General features: G+C 68.3%; 19 protein-coding genes. 8 read left to right on the top strand and 11 right to left on the bottom strand.

Going from position 1 to position 16,598, the window contains the following annotated elements; all coding sequences use genetic code 11:
- The first annotated feature begins 46 nt into the window (after positions 1–46).
- From pqqC to ACAM52_RS17380, 4 genes are read left to right on the top strand one after another with little or no spacing between them, the layout of a single operon-like run.
- Positions 47–724 carry a pyrroloquinoline-quinone synthase PqqC gene (gene pqqC / locus ACAM52_RS17395; RefSeq protein ID WP_235926691.1) on the top strand — a complete coding sequence of 226 codons (678 nt, stop codon included), beginning with the start codon at positions 47–49 and terminating at the stop codon, positions 722–724.
- A complete protein-coding gene (gene pqqD / locus ACAM52_RS17390; RefSeq protein WP_070059765.1) occupies positions 721–990 on the top strand; it encodes a pyrroloquinoline quinone biosynthesis peptide chaperone PqqD in 270 nt (89 codons plus the stop codon). Before pqqC ends, pqqD begins: the two co-directional genes overlap by 4 nt.
- The gene (pqqE, locus tag ACAM52_RS17385) at positions 968–2,137 is read left to right on the top strand and encodes a pyrroloquinoline quinone biosynthesis protein PqqE (protein WP_369644109.1); all 1,170 of its coding nucleotides are present in this window, start codon (positions 968–970) and stop codon (positions 2,135–2,137) included. Before pqqD ends, pqqE begins: the two co-directional genes overlap by 23 nt.
- A gap of 12 nt (positions 2,138–2,149) precedes the next feature.
- Positions 2,150–3,082: an alpha/beta fold hydrolase gene (locus ACAM52_RS17380; RefSeq protein ID WP_369644108.1), complete on the top strand. Its 933-nt coding sequence runs from the start codon at positions 2,150–2,152 to the stop codon at positions 3,080–3,082.
- Here ACAM52_RS17380 and ACAM52_RS17375 read toward each other — a convergent pair.
- The 5 genes from ACAM52_RS17375 to ACAM52_RS17355 are packed head-to-tail and all read right to left on the bottom strand — an operon-like array spanning position 3,063 to position 7,795.
- Entirely contained in the window at positions 3,063–4,469 is a 1,407-nt protein-coding gene (locus ACAM52_RS17375; RefSeq protein ID WP_369644107.1) for an ELWxxDGT repeat protein, read from the bottom strand. The two genes, ACAM52_RS17380 and ACAM52_RS17375, sit on opposite strands and share 20 nt — an antisense overlap.
- A gap of 4 nt (positions 4,470–4,473) precedes the next feature.
- Complete coding sequence (locus ACAM52_RS17370; RefSeq protein WP_062476564.1) at positions 4,474–5,754, bottom strand: TRAP transporter large permease; 1,281 nt, start codon at positions 5,752–5,754, stop codon at positions 4,474–4,476.
- On the bottom strand, positions 5,751–6,317 hold the full coding sequence (locus ACAM52_RS17365) for a TRAP transporter small permease (protein WP_062476567.1): 567 nt from the start codon (positions 6,315–6,317) through the stop codon (positions 5,751–5,753). The genes ACAM52_RS17370 and ACAM52_RS17365 overlap by 4 nt, the downstream gene beginning before the upstream one ends.
- Complete coding sequence (locus ACAM52_RS17360) at positions 6,314–6,775, bottom strand: type II 3-dehydroquinate dehydratase (protein ID WP_062476570.1); 462 nt, start codon at positions 6,773–6,775, stop codon at positions 6,314–6,316. The genes ACAM52_RS17365 and ACAM52_RS17360 overlap by 4 nt, the downstream gene beginning before the upstream one ends.
- 36 nt (positions 6,776–6,811) lie before the next feature.
- On the bottom strand, positions 6,812–7,795 hold the full coding sequence (locus ACAM52_RS17355) for a TRAP transporter substrate-binding protein (RefSeq protein ID WP_139705810.1): 984 nt from the start codon (positions 7,793–7,795) through the stop codon (positions 6,812–6,814).
- A 196-nt stretch (positions 7,796–7,991) separates the two neighbouring features.
- Between ACAM52_RS17355 and ACAM52_RS17350 the strand changes: the two genes are divergently transcribed.
- Positions 7,992–8,774, top strand: coding sequence for an IclR family transcriptional regulator (locus ACAM52_RS17350; protein ID WP_062476577.1), 783 nt, complete (start codon positions 7,992–7,994; stop codon positions 8,772–8,774).
- Positions 8,775–8,820: 46 nt separating this feature from the next.
- Positions 8,821–9,840, top strand: coding sequence for a TRAP transporter substrate-binding protein (locus ACAM52_RS17345; protein WP_369644106.1), 1,020 nt, complete (start codon positions 8,821–8,823; stop codon positions 9,838–9,840).
- 56 nt (positions 9,841–9,896) lie between these two features.
- Here ACAM52_RS17345 and ACAM52_RS17340 read toward each other — a convergent pair whose 3' ends face one another.
- On the bottom strand, positions 9,897–10,388 hold the full coding sequence (locus ACAM52_RS17340; RefSeq protein ID WP_307694318.1) for a hypothetical protein: 492 nt from the start codon (positions 10,386–10,388) through the stop codon (positions 9,897–9,899).
- A 231-nt stretch (positions 10,389–10,619) separates the two neighbouring features.
- Here ACAM52_RS17340 and gdhA point away from each other — a divergent pair, with 231 nt between their 5' ends.
- On the top strand, positions 10,620–11,963 hold the full coding sequence (gene gdhA / locus ACAM52_RS17335; protein WP_369644105.1) for an NADP-specific glutamate dehydrogenase: 1,344 nt from the start codon (positions 10,620–10,622) through the stop codon (positions 11,961–11,963).
- A 13-nt stretch (positions 11,964–11,976) separates the two neighbouring features.
- On the opposite strand, the gene ACAM52_RS17330 is transcribed toward gdhA, so the two are convergent.
- Together ACAM52_RS17330 and ACAM52_RS17325 are read right to left on the bottom strand one after the other, a co-directional pair.
- Positions 11,977–12,216, bottom strand: coding sequence for a hypothetical protein (locus tag ACAM52_RS17330; protein ID WP_095951069.1), 240 nt, complete (start codon positions 12,214–12,216; stop codon positions 11,977–11,979).
- Positions 12,217–12,271: 55 nt separating this feature from the next.
- Positions 12,272–12,766: a MerR family transcriptional regulator gene (locus tag ACAM52_RS17325; protein WP_369644104.1), complete on the bottom strand. Its 495-nt coding sequence runs from the start codon at positions 12,764–12,766 to the stop codon at positions 12,272–12,274.
- Positions 12,767–12,834: 68 nt separating this feature from the next.
- Between ACAM52_RS17325 and ACAM52_RS17320 the strand changes: the two genes are divergently transcribed.
- Positions 12,835–14,076: an NADH:flavin oxidoreductase/NADH oxidase family protein gene (locus tag ACAM52_RS17320; RefSeq protein ID WP_369644103.1), complete on the top strand. Its 1,242-nt coding sequence runs from the start codon at positions 12,835–12,837 to the stop codon at positions 14,074–14,076.
- Positions 14,077–14,083: 7 nt separating this feature from the next.
- Here ACAM52_RS17320 and ACAM52_RS17315 read toward each other — a convergent pair whose 3' ends face one another.
- The 3 genes from ACAM52_RS17315 to ACAM52_RS17305 are packed head-to-tail and all read right to left on the bottom strand — an operon-like array spanning position 14,084 to position 16,571.
- Positions 14,084–15,211 (bottom strand): App1 family protein, encoded by a 1,128-nt coding sequence (locus tag ACAM52_RS17315; protein ID WP_369644102.1) that lies wholly within the window; start codon positions 15,209–15,211, stop codon positions 14,084–14,086.
- Positions 15,208–15,726 carry a dihydrofolate reductase gene (locus tag ACAM52_RS17310; RefSeq protein ID WP_369644101.1) on the bottom strand — a complete coding sequence of 173 codons (519 nt, stop codon included), beginning with the start codon at positions 15,724–15,726 and terminating at the stop codon, positions 15,208–15,210. The genes ACAM52_RS17315 and ACAM52_RS17310 overlap by 4 nt, the downstream gene beginning before the upstream one ends.
- 5 nt (positions 15,727–15,731) lie before the next feature.
- A complete protein-coding gene (locus ACAM52_RS17305) occupies positions 15,732–16,571 on the bottom strand; it encodes a thymidylate synthase (protein ID WP_369644100.1) in 840 nt (279 codons plus the stop codon).
- Positions 16,572–16,598: the final 27 nt, after the last annotated feature.

Genomic DNA, 16,598 nt, shown 5'->3' with positions numbered 1-16,598 from the left:
ACAAGGCCCATGGTCCCCGCAGGCGTTCGAAGCGAGGTTGCGCGCCATGGAGTCGCGCTACCACAGCCACCACCCGTTCAATCGCCGGCTCAACGCGGGCGAGCTGCAGCCCTTCCAGGTGCGCGGCTGGGTGGCGAACCGCTTCTACTACCAGTGCCGCATCCCGGTGAAGGACGCCGCCGTTCTGTCCAACTGCGACGACCGCGCCACGCGCCGGCGCTGGGTGGTGCGCATGCTCGACCACGACGGGCATGGCGACCATGAAGGCGCCAACGCGGGCGGCATCGAGATCTGGACCCGCCTGGGCATCGCCACCGGCCTGGCGCGCGAGGTGCTCGAGTCGCATGCGCTCGTGGTGCCCGGCGTGCGCTTCGCGGTCGATGCCTACGTCAACTTCGCGCGCACGGCGCCGTGGCAGGAGGCGGTGATTTCGTCGCTCACCGAGATGTTCGCGCCGCGCATCCACAAGGACCGGCTCGCGGGCTGGCCCACGCACTACCCGTGGATCGACACCTCGGGCCTGGACTACTTTCGCAGCCGCATTCCGCTGGCCGACCGCGACGTCGAGCACGGCCTCGAAGTGGCGATGCAGTGGTGCACCACGCGCGAGCGGCAGCAGCGCGCGCTGCACATCCTGGGCTTCAAGCTCGACATCCTCTGGGCCATGCTCGACGCGATCGAGAAGGCTTATCCCGACGACCTTCCGAAAGACCAGCAGCCATGACCGCATGGACCGACGATGCCCAGCCGGCGCTCACCTCGATCTACCGCATGCAATGGGAAGAGGCGCAGCAGTGCCACGTGCTGCTGTTCCCCGAGGGCATGATCAAGCTGAACGGGCCGGCGGCCGAGATCCTGCAGCGCTGCGACGGCAAGACCTCGGTGGCCGCGCTTGTGGCCGACCTGGAGCGCACCTTCGGCGAGAGCGACCTGCATGCCGACGTGCTCGAATTCCTGGAGCAGGCCCATGGACGCCACTGGATCCGCTGAGCTGCAACCCCGCGCCGTGGCCAAGCCGCCGCTGTGGCTGCTGGCCGAGCTGACCTACCGCTGTCCGCTGCACTGCGCCTTCTGCTCCAACCCGGTCGACTACACGCGCTACCGCGAGGAGCTGGACACGGCCGAATGGATTCGCGTGTTTCGCGAAGCACGCGCGATGGGCGCGGTGCAGCTGGGCTTCTCGGGCGGCGAGCCGCTGCTGCGCGACGACCTGCCCGAGCTGGTCGCGGCGGCGCACGAGCTCGGCTTCTATACCAACCTGATCACCTCGGGCGTGGGTCTCACGCCGCAGCGCGCAGAGACGTTGAAGCGGGCAGGGCTGGACCACATCCAGCTGTCGTTCCAGGATTCGAGCCGCGAGCTCAACGACTTCCTCAGCTCCACGAAGACCTTCGACCTCAAGCAGCGCGTGGCCCGCACCATCAAGGAGCTCGGCTACCCGATGGTGCTGAACTGCGTGATGCACCGCTACAACCTGCCGCACGTGGGGCGCATCATCGAGATGGCCGAGGCAATGGAGGCCGACTTTCTCGAACTCGCCAACGTGCAGTACTACGGCTGGGCCTGGCGCAACCGCGAGATGTTGATGCCCTCGCGCGACATGCTGGCCACGGCCGAAGCGGTGGTGGAAACCCACCGCCCGGGCCTGGACGGCCGCATGAAGATCCTCTGGGTGGTGCCCGACTACGCAGAAGGCAAGCCCAAGCCCTGCATGGCGGGGTGGGGCAGCGTGTTCCTCGTGGTCGCGCCCGACGGCGTGGCGCTGCCGTGCCACAGCGCGCGCATGCTGCCCGGGCTCGACTTTCCCAATGTGCGCGAGCACAGCATCCGCAGCATCTGGCAGGAGAGCCCGGCCTTCGGCGCCTACCGTGGCACGGGCTGGATGAGCAGCACCTGCCAGAGCTGCGACGAGAAGGAGAAGGACCACGGCGGCTGTCGCTGCCAGGCCTTCCTGCTGACGGGCGACGCGGCGGCCACGGACCCGGTGTGCCCCAAGAGTCCGCGGCATGAGGAGGTGGAGGCGATGGTCAAGGCGGCGGGTGATCCGCGCGACGTCGGCACGCCGATCCGCTTCGTGCCGGGCGCGCGGCGTGCGGGCGACCTCGTCTTTCGCACCGACGCGAACGCGCTGAGCTGAGAACACGCGCCAATGACGATCACCCATCGCCTGCCTCTGGACGGCGGGCATGTGATGCACGTCGAGGAGCATGGCAACCCGGCGGGCCTGCCGGTGGTGGTGTTGCACGGCGGGCCGGGCTCGGGCTGCTCGCCGCTGTTGCGCCGGGGCTTCGATCCGGCGCACTACCGCATCGTCTGCCCTGACCAGCGCGGTTCGGGCCTCAGCACACCTGCAGGATCGATCGAACACAACACGCTCGCCGATCTGCTGGCCGACCTGCGTCTGCTGCGCGCGCACCTGCGCATCGATCGATGGCTGGTGGTGGGCGGCTCGTGGGGTGCCACGCTGGCGCTGATGCATGCGCTCGACGCACCGGAGGCCGTCGCGGGCCTGCTGCTGCGCAACGTGTTCCTCGCGCGCCCGGGCGACATCCACGCGCTCTTCGCTGGCGCCCTGCAGCACGACGGCCCCGCATGGCGCGCACTGTGGGACGAGGCCGGGCGCCGGCAATGCCCGGTGACGGTGCCGATCGCCGAGGTCTTCGCGCACGGCACCTGGGCGCGGCAGTGCGCGCTGACGCGCCACTGGTTCGACTGGGAGCAGCGCCTCGCCACCGGAGGCACAGCGCCGCCGATCGACGAAGCGACGCTGCCGCGGCTCGTGGCGCGCTACCGCGTGCAGAGCCACTACCTGCGGCACGGCTGCTGGCTCGATGCGCCCTCGTTGTTGCAGCGCTGCGTCGCATTGCCTGCTGTTCCCACACTGATCGTGCACGGCACGCAGGACGCGCTGTGTCCGCCCGAGGGCGCTCAGGCGCTGGCGCAGGTGCTGGGCGCGCCGCTGCAGTGGGCGCAGGGCGCGGGCCACGACCCGACGCACCCCGCCATCGCCGTAGCCATGCAGCAGGCCTTGCGCGACTACGCGGCCACGCAGGCCTTCGGTGTCAGCGCAGCCGCTCCTTGAGCGGATCGCCGATCAATGTCACCTTGCCGTCCCTGCGGTGCGACCACAGCCGGTCGTTGCCATGGCCGTCGTCGGCCACGAAGAGCACCGCGTCGCCCAGCGCGCGAAAGCCCAGCGGCATGGCGTGGCGTTCGCCCGCGGCCAGGTCGGCCACCGCACGCGTGCCGGCCGGCGTGCCGTCGCTGGTCCACGGCTCGACGCCACGGCCACCGCCGCCGTTCGCCGCGAACCACAGGCGCGCGCCGATGACGGCGAAGCGCGCTGGTGAGCCGTTCTCCGCGCCCGGTGCGATGTCCTTCACGCGCACCGTGCCCGCCGCCGTGCCGTCGCTGCGCCACAGCTCCGCGCCCGACACGCCGTCGGTCGCGGCGAAGTAGAGCTTGCCGCCCATCACGGCGATCGCGCTCGACATGGCGCCGCTCGGGCCGGGGCGGATGTCCTTCACCAGCACTGTGCCCTTCGCGGTGCCGTCGGTCTTCCACAGCTCGATGCCGTGCACGCCGTCGTCGGCCGAGAAGTACAGCGTGCGGCCCAGCACTGCCAGGTGCGTCGGCCGCGAGGGCGCGGCGCCGGAGCGCAGGTCTTTCACCAGCTGCGTGCCGTGTGCGGTGCCGTCGCTCTTCCACAGCTCGGTGCCGTGTTCGCCGTCGTGCGCGGTGAAGTAGAGGTCGTTGCCCACGGCCGTGAGGTTCTGGATGCCCGCGTCCTCAAGGCCCGGGCGAATGTCCTTCACGAGGCGCGTGTGCTCGGGCGTGCCGTCGGTCACCCAGAGTTCGTGGCCGTGCGTGCGCGTGGTTGCGGTGAAGAACAGGCGCGGGCCGGCCACAGTGAGCTGGCGGGTGAGGGCGCGCGGCCCGGCGTCGACGGCGGACACGCGCGTGGTGCTCTTCGCATCGCCCGTGGTCTTCCACACCTGGAAGCCGGTCTGGCCGTCGTCGGCCACGAAGTAGAGCGCGTCGCGGAACACGGTCAACTCGTTGGGCATCGCGCCTTCCTCGCCGGGGCGCAGGTCGATCACCTGCGTCGTGCCGGCGGCGGTGCCGTCGGTGCGCCACAGTTCGAGCCCGCTCGCGCCGTTGGTGGCCGTGGTGTAGACGTGGCCCTTGAATGCGACCTGACCGGCGGGGAACGACCCCCGGAAGCCCGGCCGGATGTCCTTCAGCAAGGTGGTGCCGGCATTGCTGCCGTCGGTGACCCACAGTTCCTGGCCGGTTGTGACGTGGAAGGCGCTGAAGACCATCTTGCCGCTGCCCAGCGGCGCGAGGCCGGAGGGCGCGATGAAGGCCAGCCGCTGGCGCTGCTCGGGCAATACCTCGCGCTCGGGGTCTTGTGCGGCCGCGGGCAAAGCCGCGAGCAGGGCGAGCGCGGCGAGACAGATAGCGCGCATCGGCTCAGCCCCCGAACCACCGCGCCGGCACGATCACCAGCTGCGGAAACGCCACCATCACGAACAGGATCGCGAACTCGGCCAGCATGAACGGCACCACGCCGCGCGTGACGTCGTCCATCGAGATCTTGCCGACGCCGGCCACCACGTTGAGCACCGTGCCCACCGGCGGCGTGACGAGACCGATCGAGTTGTTGATGATGAACAGCACGCCGAAGTACACGGGGTCGATGCCGGCCGCCTTCACCACGGGCATGAGCACCGGCGTGAGGATGAGGATGGTCGGCGTCATGTCCATCGCCGTGCCCACCACCATCACGAGCACCATGATCGCGATCATGAGCAGCATCTGGTTGCCCATGAACGGCTGCAGCATGCCCACGATCTTGGAGGGCAGGTCGGCCACCGTGATGAGCCAGGCGCTCACCATCGCCGCGGCGATCAGGAACATCACGATGGCGCTGGTCTTGGCTGCGCTCACGAAGATGGCGTACAGGTCCTTCCAGGTGATCTCGCGGTACACCACCGTCGACACGAACAGCGCGTACACGGCGGCCACCACCGCGGCCTCGGTGGGCGTGAACACGCCCATGCGCAGGCCCACGAGGATGATCACCGGCAGCATCAGCGCCCACAGCGCGTTGCGGAAGGCGGCGGCAATCTCGGCCGACGACTTGCGCGGCGGCGGCACGATCTTTTCGCGCCGCACCAGCCAGGCCCAGGTGATCCACAGCGCGCCGCCGATCAGCAGGCCCGGCACGATGGCCGCGAGAAACAGCTTGGAGATCGACACGTTCGCCGCCACGCCGAAGATCACCAGGCCGATGCTCGGCGGAATCACGGGGCCGATCACGCCGGTGGCCGCAATGAGGCCGGCCGCGCGCGGCTTGTCGTGGCCCGCGCGCACCATCATCGGCAGCAGCAGCGCGGTGAGCGCGGCGGCGTCGGCCACGGCCGAGCCCGAGAGCGCCGAGAGCAGACAGCCGGCCATGATGGTCACGTAGCCCAGCCCGCCCTTCACGTGGCCGACCAGCGCGAGCGCGAAGTCGACGATGCGCTTGGACAGGCCGCCCACGTTCATGATCTCGCCCGCGAGCATGAAGAAGGGCACGGCCAGCAGAGGAAAGCTGTCAGCGCCGCCGATCACGTTCTGTGTGAGGATCTGCGCGTCGAACAGGTCGAGGTGCCACATCAGCGCCACGCCGCTGGCCAGCAGCGAGAAGGCGATGGGAATGCCCATCGCCATGGCGAGCAACAGCGAGCCGACGAAAACAGCGATGGTCATGGCCGTGCCCCCGGTTCCTTGGCGTCTTGCGAACCCAGGATCTGCTGCAGCTGCACCGCTTCTTCCGACTCCTGCACCATCACCAGTTCATGGTCGGCGATGCGCCCCGTGAGCAGGCGCAGCAGGTCGAGCGCCAGGATGAGCCCGGCGAGCACCGAGAACACGATGCCCGCCGCGTAGACGATGGCCATCGACGCACCGGTGACGGGCGCCGTCACGTCCCAGTTGATGCGCGCCTGCGCGATGCTGCCTTGCAGCAGCAGCCAGACGATGTAGAGCATGACTGCATGGCCGACGGCCAGGCAGATCTTCTTGCCGATGGGGGGCAGCTTCTGCACCACCATGTCCACACCCAGGTGGCCGTGCTCCTTCAGCGCCACCACGGCGCCCAGGAAGGTCATCCAGATGAAGAGCCAGCGCGAGATTTCCTCGGACACCGTGATGCCCGAGTTGAAGCCGTAGCGCAGCACCACGTTGCCGAACACGAGCACGACCATGACCGCGAGCGCGGCCGCGATCAGCGCCTCGATGCCGGTGCAGCACCGGTCGAGCCAGCGGGTCATGCGGAGGCCTGTGCTTGCGCCTGCGCCTGGCGCTGCATGTCGACCAGCGCGCGCAGCGCCGCCAGGTACGACAGCGGGCCCAGGCCCTGGACCGTGCCCTTCACCGCCGGCGAGATGATCGAATGCGCGCGCCATGCTTCGCGCGCGGCGATGTTGGACATGTGGACCTCGATGGTCGGGAACGGCATGGCCTTGATCGCATCGTGCAACGGCACGCCGTGCTGCGTGAGGCCGGCGGGGTTCACCAGCGCGCCCTGCGCATCGTCGATGTGGGTGTGCAGGAAGTCGATCAGGTCGCCTTCGTGGTTCGACTGGATGGTGTCCAGCGTCACGCCGAGTTCGCCGGCAAGGGCCTGCAACTGCGCGTTGATTTCGGCGAGCGTGGTCTTGCCGTAGATGTGCGGTTCGCGGCGACCGAACAGGTTGAGGTTGGGGCCGTGGAGAACGAGGATCTTCATGGGGAGCTTCGGTGAGGGACGGGCTGGCTTGCTGACTTACTTGCGGATGCGTGCGAGCTCGTCGTTGTAGAGCTTGACGATGGCGGGGTCGTACTGGGCGGCGAACTTGTCGACGACGGGTTTGGCGATGTCGCGCATGCGCTTTTGCTCGGCGGCGCTGAGCTCGTTGAACTGCGCGCCCTTGGCCTGCAGGTCGCCCACGGCCTTCTGCGCGGCGGCGCGGCTGACCTGGCGCTGGTAGCCGCGCGCCTCGTTGGCCGCGTCGTTCATCATCTTCTGCTCGGCGGGCGTGAGCGAGTCCCAGAACTTCTTGCTCACCAGCACGATGTTGGCGGCGTACACGTGGTTGGTGGCGCTGACGAACTTCTGCACTTCGTAGAACTTGTTCGACAGGATCACCGCATAGGGGTTCTCCTGGCCATCGACAGCCTTGGCTTCGAGGGCGCCGTACAGCTCGGCAAAGGGCATCGGCACCGGGTTGGCCTTGAAGGCCTTGAAGGTCTCGAGGAACACAGGGTTGGGGATCACGCGGATCTTCAAGCCCTCGAGGTCTTCAGGCTTGGCGATGGGACGCTTGCTGTTGGTGACGTTGCGAAACCCGAGGTCCCAGTAGCCCAGGGCGACAAGGCCCTTCTCGGGGAGCTTGGCGATCAGGGCCTGGCCCAGAGGCCCGTCGAGCAGCGCATCGGCCTGTGCGAAGTTGTTCACCGAGAAGGGGAAGTCGACGAGGCCGAACTCCTTGACGATGCCGGCCAGCGACGTGGTGGCCGGCGCAGACATCTGTTGCACACCACCCTGCAGGGCCGACTGCTGCTGCATCTCGTTGCCCAGCTGGGAGGCGGGGAACTCCTGGACCTTCATCTTGCCGCCGCTCTTGGCCGACAGGAGTTCGGCAAAGCGCTTGACGCCGAAGCTCACGGGGTGGTCGGCGTTGTTCAGGTGGCCGAAGCGGATCACGCGCTCCTGCTGCGCCCACGACGGGGCGGTGAGGCCGGCGCACAGGCCGGCCACGGCAAGCATACGAAGAAGTTTCACGAAGGGTCCTCGGGCGGGAAGGAAGAAAGGGGGAAGGAAAAAATGCCGGACGGAGGCGATCGTATTTTTGTTGGAAAGAATTTCCATAATGGAAATCCCTTCCCCGAGTTCTGCTACGCTGGCGGACCCTGAGTGGCGGGCCGCATCGCCCGCGTTGACGAGACGACATCTGGAGGACGAAATGAGCGGAATACTGGAACGCAGCTTCAAGGTGCTGGAACATCTGGCGGAGCATCCCGAGGGGTGCGCGCTGTCGGCGTTGGCCAGCGAATTGCAGATTCCATTGAGTGCATCGCACCGATTGCTCGCGGAGCTCATCCGCTGCGGCTACGTGCGGCAGGAGGCGCGCGACGGCCACTACGTGCTGACCATCAAGCTGGTCTCGATCAGCCTGTCGTTCCTCAGCCGCTCGGGCATCGTCGACATCGCGCAGCCGCTGCTCGACCAGCTGGCCTCGACCTCGGGCGAGCTCGTGCGCCTGGCGGTGGTCGACGGCGAAGACCTGACCTTTGTCGCGAAGGCCCAAGGCGCCACGCATGGCCTGCGCTACGACCCCGACATGGGCCTGTCGGTCGCGCTCTCGTGCAGCGCCGCCGGGCACGCGTGGCTGTCCACCATGGGCGAGGACGACGCGATGGCGCTCGTCGCCAAGAAGGGGCTGGGCAAGCCCGAGGACTACGGCCCCAAGGCCCCCACGTCGCTCAAGGCCGTGATGGCTTTCGTGAAGGCGGCGCGCCAGCGCGGCTTCAGCATGATCAACGAGGTGTTCGCCCCCGCGATGACCGCCATGGCCGCGCCCGTGTTCGGCGCCGACGGCACGGCGATCGGGGTCGTCACCATCGCGGGCCCGTCGGTGCGGCTCACGCCGCAGCGGATGGAGGCGCTGGGACCGGCGCTGTGCCAGGCCGCCGAGGAGGTGGCTCGCGCCAGCGGGGCCTCGGCGTTGTTCAAGAAGAGGGCGTAGGCCCAGCCGTTTGCACCATCCCCAAAAAAGAGAAGGAGACATCACCATGAAGACGAAGCATTCGAAGCGCACCCTGTTGTTGGCCGCCGTGGCGGCGGCCCTCGCGTTCGCCGCCCCTGGTGCGTTCGCGCAGCTCAAGGAGCGCACCATCAAGTTCGCGTTCCAGAACCAGGCCGGCCATCCGCAGGCGCAGGGCGCACAGAAGTTCGCCGACCTCGTGGCCGCGAAGTCGGGCGGCAAGATCACCGTGAAGCTGTTCCCGGGCGGCACGCTGGGCGGCGACCTGCAGACCGTGTCGGCGCTGCAGGGCGGCACCGTGGAGATGACCGTGCTCAACGCCGGCATCCTGTCGGCGCAGGTGAAGGAGTTCGCGGCCTACGACTTCCCGTTCCTCTTCAACAGCGGCAAGGAAGCCGACGTCGTCACCGACGGCCCCTTCGGCCAGAAGCTGATGGCCAAGCTGGAGGACAAGGCGCTGCACGGCCTGGGCTACTGGGACCTGGGCTTTCGCAACCTGACGAACAGCAAGCGTCCGATCGTCAAGGCCGACGACATCGCGGGCCTGAAGATCCGTGTGATCCAGTCGCCGATCTACATCGACATGTTCAGCGCGCTGGGCGCCAACGCCACGCCGCTGCCGTTCCCCGAGCTGTACCCCGCGCTCGACCAGAAGGCGGTCGACGGCCAGGAGAACCCGAACACGACCATCCTGTCGTCCAACTTCGCGGAAGTGCAGAAGTACATCACCCAGACTCGCCACATCTACAACCCGCAGGCGCTGCTGATCAGCCGCAAGACCTGGGACGGCATGAGTGCCGACGAAAAGAAGATCGTCAACGAGGCCGCCGCGGAGGCGACCACGTTCCAGCGCCAGGCCTCGCGCGGCGCTGCCGACAGCGCGCTCGATGCGCTCAAGAAGGCCGGCATGACGGTTTCGGAGCTGCCGCCCGAAGAGATGGCGAAGCTGCGCGCCAAGGTGAAACCGGTGATCGACAAGTACACGGCCTCGGTCGGCGAGGCCACCGTCAAGGAACTGATGGCGGAGATCGAGAAGGCGCGCAAGTAGCAGGCGGGCGTGCCGTTGATCCGAGGCGCCTTGCCTTCATCGTCCCCGGTTCCCGGTCAGAGCTCGCGGTAGTCCCGGATGCGCGCGCGTGCGAGCTGCTGCGCCGCTGCAATGGCGGCCGGATCGGCCGCGGCCGCATCGGGCAACCAGTGGAAGGCGTCCGGGCCGTGGCACAGCAGCAGGCCGTCCTTGAAGCGGCGGGCCTTGGTGTAGGCCTCCCAGCCGTGGCGCACCTCGCTGTGGCGGCCCCGTGCGTGGGAGCCGCTCTCCGACAGCGAGAAGTCGATCTCGTCGTTGTAGAAGGGGCTCTGCCTGAAGCGATGGAGGGCCAGCCGGGCGATGGCCGGCGCGCTCAGCAGCAGCGCGATGCCGACCGCGAAAACGACCGCCAGGACGGGCAACCCTTCGTAGACGCATATGGCCAGGGCGAGGGCGAACAGCAGCGCCAACGGCCACTTGAACCGGACCCACCAGACCTGCTGCAGGTTGCGCAGGAAGCCGGTGAGCACATGCGCCTGGGAGAACTGGAAGCGGTAGCTGATCTGCATCTTTGAATTCCGAAGCGGGCCGTGCGGGAGGGCGCGCGGGGCGGGATTCTGACCGCTTTTGCGGGCGCCGGTGGGCTCCGGCGATGTTCCAAGTTGGGGCCTCACCACGCCGCGCGCCCCAAACAACGCACCTTGTTGGGGTTTTGCGCCTCAATGTGGTTCTTCGATCCGGCAAAATGCAGGATTCGCATAAGGTTATGCACCGTTTTGGAAAACAGAGGATTGATTGGAATGAAGCACGCATCCGCCGGGGGGTTCCTCGCACACGTCGCACAACGCAACCCCGGACAGCCCGAGTACCTGCAGGCCGTGACCGAAGTGATGGAGAGCCTGTGGCCCTACATCGAGAAGCACCCCAAGTACACGAGCCAGAGCCTGCTGGAGCGGCTGGTCGAGCCCGAGCGCGTGATCATGTTCCGCGTGTCCTGGGTGGACGACCACGGCGAGGTGCAGGTCAACCGCGGTTTCCGCATCCAGCACAGCCTGGCCATCGGCCCCTACAAGGGCGGCATGCGTTTCCATCCCTCGGTGAACCTGTCGATCCTCAAGTTCCTGGCCTTCGAGCAGACCTTCAAGAACGCGCTGACCACGCTGCCCATGGGCGGCGGCAAGGGCGGCGCCGACTTCGACCCCAAGGGCAAGAGCCAGGGCGAGGTGATGCGCTTCTGCCAGGCCCTCGTGACCGAGCTGTTCCGCCACGTGGGCTCCGACACCGACGTGCCGGCCGGCGACGTGGGCGTGGGCGGGCGCGAGGTCGGCTTCATGGCCGGCATGGTCAAGAAGCTCACCAACCGCGCCGACTGCGTGTTCACCGGCAAGGGCCTGAGCTTCGGCGGCTCGCTGATCCGCCCGGAGGCCACCGGCTACGGCAACGTCTACTTCGCGCAGGAAATGCTCAAGCGCAAGGGCCGCAGCTTCGACGGCCTGCGCGTGAGCGTCTCGGGCGCGGGCAACGTGGCGCAGTACACCATCGAGAAGGCCATGGCGCTGGGCGCCAAGGTGGTCACCGTGTCGGACTCGAGCGGCACCGTGGTCGACGAGGAAGGCTTCACACCCGAAAAACTCGCCGTGCTGATGGACGTGAAGAACCACCTCTACGGCCGCGTGAGCGACTACGCCGAGCGCACCGGCACCCGCTTCGTGGCCGGTGCCACGCCGTGGCACGTGCCGGTCGACGTGGCGCTGCCCAGCGCCACGCAGAACGAGCTCAACGAGGAAGACGCGCGCACGCTGGTGAAGAACGGCGTGGTGTGCGTGGCCGAAGGCGCCAACATGCCCTCGACCATCGAGGCCGTGAAGGTGCTCGAAGGCCACGGCGTGCTGTACGCACCGGGCAAGGCCAGCAACGCGGGCGGCGTGGCCACGTCGGGCCTGGAGATGAGCCAGAACGCGGCCCGTCTGTCATGGACGCGCGACGAGGTCGATGCGCGCCTGCTGCAGATCATGCAGGGCATCCACGAGTCGTGCCTGCACTACGGTTCGCGCGCCGACGGCAGCGTGAGCTACGTGGATGGCGCGAACATCGCCGGCTTCGTGCGCGTGGCCGATGCGATGCTGGCGCAGGGCGTGGTCTGACGATTCGGGTTCGTCAGAGTTCGATGAACGAAGAGGTCGCCTTGTTCAGGGCCAGGCGGCCCTTCGCGGTGATCGATTCCACCTGGGCCAGCTGATGGATTGCGCGCTCGTCGGGCGCGTGCTCCGACGGCGGAATGAAGGCAGTCACGAGATCGGCGGCACGCAGCACGCGCAGCCTGTCGATGTCTGCGGGCGTGTGGAGGACGTATGGCAATTTCTGCTCGGCGAGGGTCCGAAGAAATTCCATGGACATGGGTCGTCTCCTTGTGTTGAGGGGAGGGCGGTTCGGACATTGTGCGCACAAACAATTAGCGCTGTCTAAACCCTGCGCCGCGCATGCCTTTCGAGGCGTGTACCGAAGTTTCCAGTTCTTTCTGCGGGCGCGAGGGACGTGCCACTTTGTTTCTGGTCGTAGCCATGCTTTCGGCCAGCGTGGCGGGGTCCATGCATTCGCCGGCGGCCCAGGTCTGGCGCAAGGTGGCGCGCAGGTCGGTCAGGTCGCGCCGCTGCGCGCGCAGGCCGGCCATGAGCTGGTCGATTTCGCGCACGCGGCCGTCGAGCCGCTCGAGCAGGTCGTCGGCCGAGAAGACCTCGCAGCCCGCGAAGGCGCTGCGCAGGCTGTCCAGCGAGAAGCCGAGGTTCTGCGCGATCTGGATCAGCTGCAGCCGCTTGAGCGCGGCCTCGGTGTAGACGCGGTACCCATTGGCGCCGCGCTCGGGCGCGGGCAGCAGGCCGCTTTGCTCATAGAAGCGGATGGCCGAGGGCGCCATGCCGGTCTTGTCTGCCAGTTCACCGATCTTCATATCGCTTGACCTTCAAGTTGGCTTGAATCTTGGCATCGGGTTTTCCACTCCACCACCCGGTCCTCATCGTGAACTCCTCGCCGCTTTTCCTGCCGCTGACCCTGCCCAACGGGAGCGTCCTGCCCAACCGCTTGGCCAAGGCCGCCATGGAGGAAAACATGGCCGACGCCGGGCAACTGCCGGGCGCGGCGCTGCACGACCTGTACCGCGTCTGGGCGCAGGGCGGGGCGGGCCTGATCCTCACGGGCAACGTGATGATCGACGGCCGCGCGCTCACCGGCCCGGGCGGCGTCGTGCTCGAAGCCGACACGCCGCTCGAGCGCTTCACCGAATGGGCCGCGGTCGCGCGCAGCGGCGGCGCGCAGGTGTGGATGCAGATCAACCATCCGGGCCGCCAGGTGCAGATCAGCATGGGCGGCACGGCCTGGGCGCCGTCGTCGGTGGCGCTCGATCTGGGCAAGCACAGCAAGCTTTTCGTGCAGCCCCGGGCGATGAGCGAGGCGGAGATTGCCGAGACCGTCGACCGCTTCGCCGCCACGGCGCAGGCGGCCGAGCGCGCGGGCTTCACCGGCGTGCAGGTGCATGCGGCGCACGGCTACCTGCTCTCGCAGTTTTTGTCGCCGCTGACCAACCAGCGCACCGATGCCTGGGGCGGCGGCCTGGAGAACCGCGCGCGCTTTCTGCTCGACGTGGTGCGTGCCGTGCGGGCCCGCGTGGCGCGCGGCTTCGCCGTGGCCGTGAAGCTCAACTCCGCCGACTTCCAGCGCGGCGGCTTCTCGGAGAACGATGCGAAGCAGGTCATTCGCTGGCTCAACGACGAGGCCGTGGACCTGGTCGAACTGTCGGGCGGCAGCTACGAAAGTCCGGCGATGCAGGGACGCACCGCCGACGGCCGCACGCTGGCGCGCGAGGCCTACTTCCTGGAGTTCGCCCGGGAGCTGGCCGCCGAGGCGCGCATGCCGGTCATGACCACGGGCGGCATCGTGCGCCGCGCCGTCGCCGAACGGGTGCTGGGAGAAGGCGTTGCCGTGGTGGGCATGGCCACCGCATTGGCCGTGGCGCCCGACCTGCCCGCACGCTGGCGCGCGGGCGAAGACGCGGCGGCGCAGAGCCCGCAGGTCGATTGGAAGGACCAGGTCATGGCCGCGCTGGCGCGCATGGCGCTGGTGAAGCGCCGCCTGCGCACGCTGCGTCCGGGCCGCAACAGCGCGCCCGCGCACTCGCCGTTCCTGACCCTGGTGCTCGACCAGCTGCGCACGAAGCGGCTGACGAAGCGCTATCGGCGTTGGTTGGGCGCGCGCACGGCGTGACCCGCCGCTATCGATTGGCCGGTTGAATGGGCCAGGCGGTGGTGTCGGGCCGCAGCAGGTGCCAGACCACGGGCGCGATGCCTTCGAAGGTGGCGCGGTAGCGGTCGGACAGCCGGTTCTCGTCGGTCACGTCGCGGATCACGATGCCGTCGATGCGCTGCGGATGCGCGCGGAACACCTGCGCATAGATCTCGGGATCGGCCTCGCCCGAATCGCCCACGAGCAGGAAGCGGCGCTGCGGAAATTCGGCCAGCAGCCGCTCGATCACGCCGAGCTTGTGTGCGCGCGAATCCTCGGCGCTGGGGATCAGCGTGCGCCACGTCGTGCTCTCGCGCAGGTGCATGCTGCCGGCGGGGAAGTCGGCGTCGCGAATGAAGTCGGTGAGCGCGGGGTACAGCTGGATCGGGCTGCCCGAGAGGTAGTGAAAGCGCGTGCCGGGCGCCTGCGCCAGCGCGCGGTAGTGCGCCGCCATGCCCGGCGCGGCCTCGAAGCGGCGCGCGAAGGTGTTCAGCAGCATCTCGCGCCGGTCGCGCACCTGCGTGCGCTTGATGGTGTCGTCGATGTCCGAGATGACCGACACGCCCTGCGCCGGCACGATCTGCGCACGGCCGCGAAAGCGCGGCAGCAGCTCGCCCGGGCCGGTCACGCCGTGGAACGGCAGCCACTCCTGTGACGCCGGGATGTGCGAGGCCTCGACGACCGCGCGCAGGTTGCTGCGGCCGTCGGCGCCCGTGGGCGGCATCGTGAGGCGCGTGGCCGAGCCGTCGAAGACGACGTCGATCACCTTGTCTTCTTCCGACTCGGCATGGAACAGCGCCGTGCGCTGGCTGAAGCGCAGCCGCGCGGCCGGCGTGAGCTTCTTCAGGTTCATGCCGAGGTAGCGCGCGAGCGCGGCGTCCAGGCCCCAGCGGTGCTCGCGCTCGAACACCCAGGCATGCACGTCGACCTCGAGCCGGCCGTCGGCCGTGGGGCGCGCGGTGCCAGGCATGAACAGCGCCTCTTCGTCCGACTCCAGCGGCCCGGCGGCCTGCAGGGCCTGCAGCGGCGCGAGGCCGGCGAGCAGGGTGGCACCGGCCAGCATCGTGCGCCGCGACAGCCGCAGCGGGGGACCGGGCGTACGGTGCGGTGCCGTCATGCCGCGATGCGTTCGTAGGTCACGAAGCTGAAGGGCAGGCCGTCCTTGGCCGAGACGTGCGACTCGCGCTGCGTCTCGCGCCACACGGCGGCGTCGAGCACGGGGGCGTGCGCGTCGCCTTCGTAGTCGCGTGCGATCTCGGTGACCACCGCGCGTTGGGCCAGTGGTTCGGCTTCGGCGTAGATCTGTGCGCCACCGATCACCCAGACTTCGGGCGAGTCCGCCGGCGTGCACAGCGACAGCGCATCGGGCAGGCTGCCGACCGCTTGCGCGCCTTCGGCCTGCCAATCGGTTTGCCTGGTGACCACGATGTTCCGGCGGCCCGGCAGCGGGCGAAAGCGCGGCGGCAGCGAGTCCCAGGTCTTGCGGCCCATCACCACGGGTGCGCCCGCGGTCTGCTGTTTGAAGTGGGCCATGTCCTCCGGCAGGTGCCAGGGGATGGTGTTGTTCACGCCGATCACGCCGTTGGCGGCGCGCGCGAAGATCAGGTTGATGCGGGGCGTGGTGGCGCTCATCGCGTTCACACCGCCACCGGCGCCTTGATTGGATCGCCGTGCTTGTAGTCCAGCACTTCGAAGTCTTCGTACTGGTAGTCGAAGATCGAGTCGGGCTTGCGCTTGATGTGCAGCGTGGGGTAGGGGAAGGGCGTGCGGCTGAGCTGCAGCTTCACCTGCTCGGCGTGGTTGCTGTAGATGTGGCAGTCGCCGCCGGTCCAGATGAAGTCGCCCACGTCCAGGTCGCACTGCTGCGCCACCATGTGCGTAAGCAGCGCGTAGCTGGCGATGTTGAAGGGCACGCCCAGGAAGATGTCGGCGCTGCGCTGGTAGAGCTGGCAGCTGAGCTTGCCGCGCTCGCCCTCGGCCTGCGGCGGCGCCACGTAGAACTGGAAGAAGGCGTGGCAGGGCATGAGCGCCATCTTCGACAGCTCGGCCACGTTCCAGGCGCTCACGATGATGCGGCGCGAGTCGGGGTTGCTCTTCAGCGTCTTGATGACGTCGGAAATCTGGTCGATGTGGCCGCCGTCGGGCGTGGGCCAGCTGCGCCACTGCACGCCGTACACCGGGCCCAGGTCGCCGTCTTCGCGCGCCCATTCGTCCCAGATGGTGACGCCGCGTTCCTTGAGCCAGTTGTTGTTGCTGGAGCCGGTCAGGAACCACAGCAGTTCCTGGATGATGGACTTCAGGTGCACCTTCTTCGTGGTCACCAGCGGAAAGCCCTCGTTCAGGTCGAAGCGCATCTGGTGGCCGAACACGCTCTTGGTGCCCGTGCCCGTGCGGTCGCTCTTGAACACGCCGTGCGTGTCGACGTGGCGCATGAAATCTTCGTACTGGGAGCGGACGGGGCGGGCAGGGAGGGTCATGTTGGGAATTTTACGGGGCGGCGCTAG

Origin of the sequence: Variovorax sp. V118, assembly GCF_041154445.1 — a bacterium.
Taxonomy (GTDB): domain Bacteria; phylum Pseudomonadota; class Gammaproteobacteria; order Burkholderiales; family Burkholderiaceae_C; genus Variovorax; species Variovorax boronicumulans.
The sequence above is the reverse complement of the archived record's forward strand: the minus strand, read 5'-3'. Positions and strand labels throughout refer to the sequence as shown.

Excerpts from the sequence above, each read along its gene's own strand:
- ACAM52_RS17380 (WP_369644108.1), top strand. The coding sequence starts at position 2,150 with ATGACGATCACCCATCGCCTGCCTCTGGACGGCGGGCATGTGATGCAC.
- ACAM52_RS17370 (WP_062476564.1), bottom strand. The coding sequence starts at position 5,754 with ATGACCATCGCTGTTTTCGTCGGCTCGCTGTTGCTCGCCATGGCGATG.
- ACAM52_RS17365 (WP_062476567.1), bottom strand. The coding sequence starts at position 6,317 with ATGACCCGCTGGCTCGACCGGTGCTGCACCGGCATCGAGGCGCTGATC.
- ACAM52_RS17305 (WP_369644100.1), bottom strand. The coding sequence starts at position 16,571 with ATGACCCTCCCTGCCCGCCCCGTCCGCTCCCAGTACGAAGATTTCATG.
- ACAM52_RS17350 (WP_062476577.1), top strand. The coding sequence starts at position 7,992 with ATGAGCGGAATACTGGAACGCAGCTTCAAGGTGCTGGAACATCTGGCG.
- ACAM52_RS17330 (WP_095951069.1), bottom strand. The coding sequence starts at position 12,216 with ATGTCCATGGAATTTCTTCGGACCCTCGCCGAGCAGAAATTGCCATAC.
- ACAM52_RS17310 (WP_369644101.1), bottom strand. The coding sequence starts at position 15,726 with ATGAGCGCCACCACGCCCCGCATCAACCTGATCTTCGCGCGCGCCGCC.
- ACAM52_RS17345 (WP_369644106.1), top strand. The coding sequence starts at position 8,821 with ATGAAGACGAAGCATTCGAAGCGCACCCTGTTGTTGGCCGCCGTGGCG.
- pqqE (WP_369644109.1), top strand. The coding sequence starts at position 968 with ATGGACGCCACTGGATCCGCTGAGCTGCAACCCCGCGCCGTGGCCAAG.
- ACAM52_RS17355 (WP_139705810.1), bottom strand. The coding sequence starts at position 7,795 with ATGCTTGCCGTGGCCGGCCTGTGCGCCGGCCTCACCGCCCCGTCGTGG.
- ACAM52_RS17315 (WP_369644102.1), bottom strand. The coding sequence starts at position 15,211 with ATGACGGCACCGCACCGTACGCCCGGTCCCCCGCTGCGGCTGTCGCGG.
- ACAM52_RS17360 (WP_062476570.1), bottom strand. The coding sequence starts at position 6,775 with ATGAAGATCCTCGTTCTCCACGGCCCCAACCTCAACCTGTTCGGTCGC.
- gdhA (WP_369644105.1), top strand. The coding sequence starts at position 10,620 with ATGAAGCACGCATCCGCCGGGGGGTTCCTCGCACACGTCGCACAACGC.
- ACAM52_RS17375 (WP_369644107.1), bottom strand. The coding sequence starts at position 4,469 with ATGCGCGCTATCTGTCTCGCCGCGCTCGCCCTGCTCGCGGCTTTGCCC.
- ACAM52_RS17325 (WP_369644104.1), bottom strand. The coding sequence starts at position 12,766 with ATGAAGATCGGTGAACTGGCAGACAAGACCGGCATGGCGCCCTCGGCC.
- pqqC (WP_235926691.1), top strand. The coding sequence starts at position 47 with ATGGAGTCGCGCTACCACAGCCACCACCCGTTCAATCGCCGGCTCAAC.
- ACAM52_RS17340 (WP_307694318.1), bottom strand. The coding sequence starts at position 10,388 with ATGCAGATCAGCTACCGCTTCCAGTTCTCCCAGGCGCATGTGCTCACC.
- pqqD (WP_070059765.1), top strand. The coding sequence starts at position 721 with ATGACCGCATGGACCGACGATGCCCAGCCGGCGCTCACCTCGATCTAC.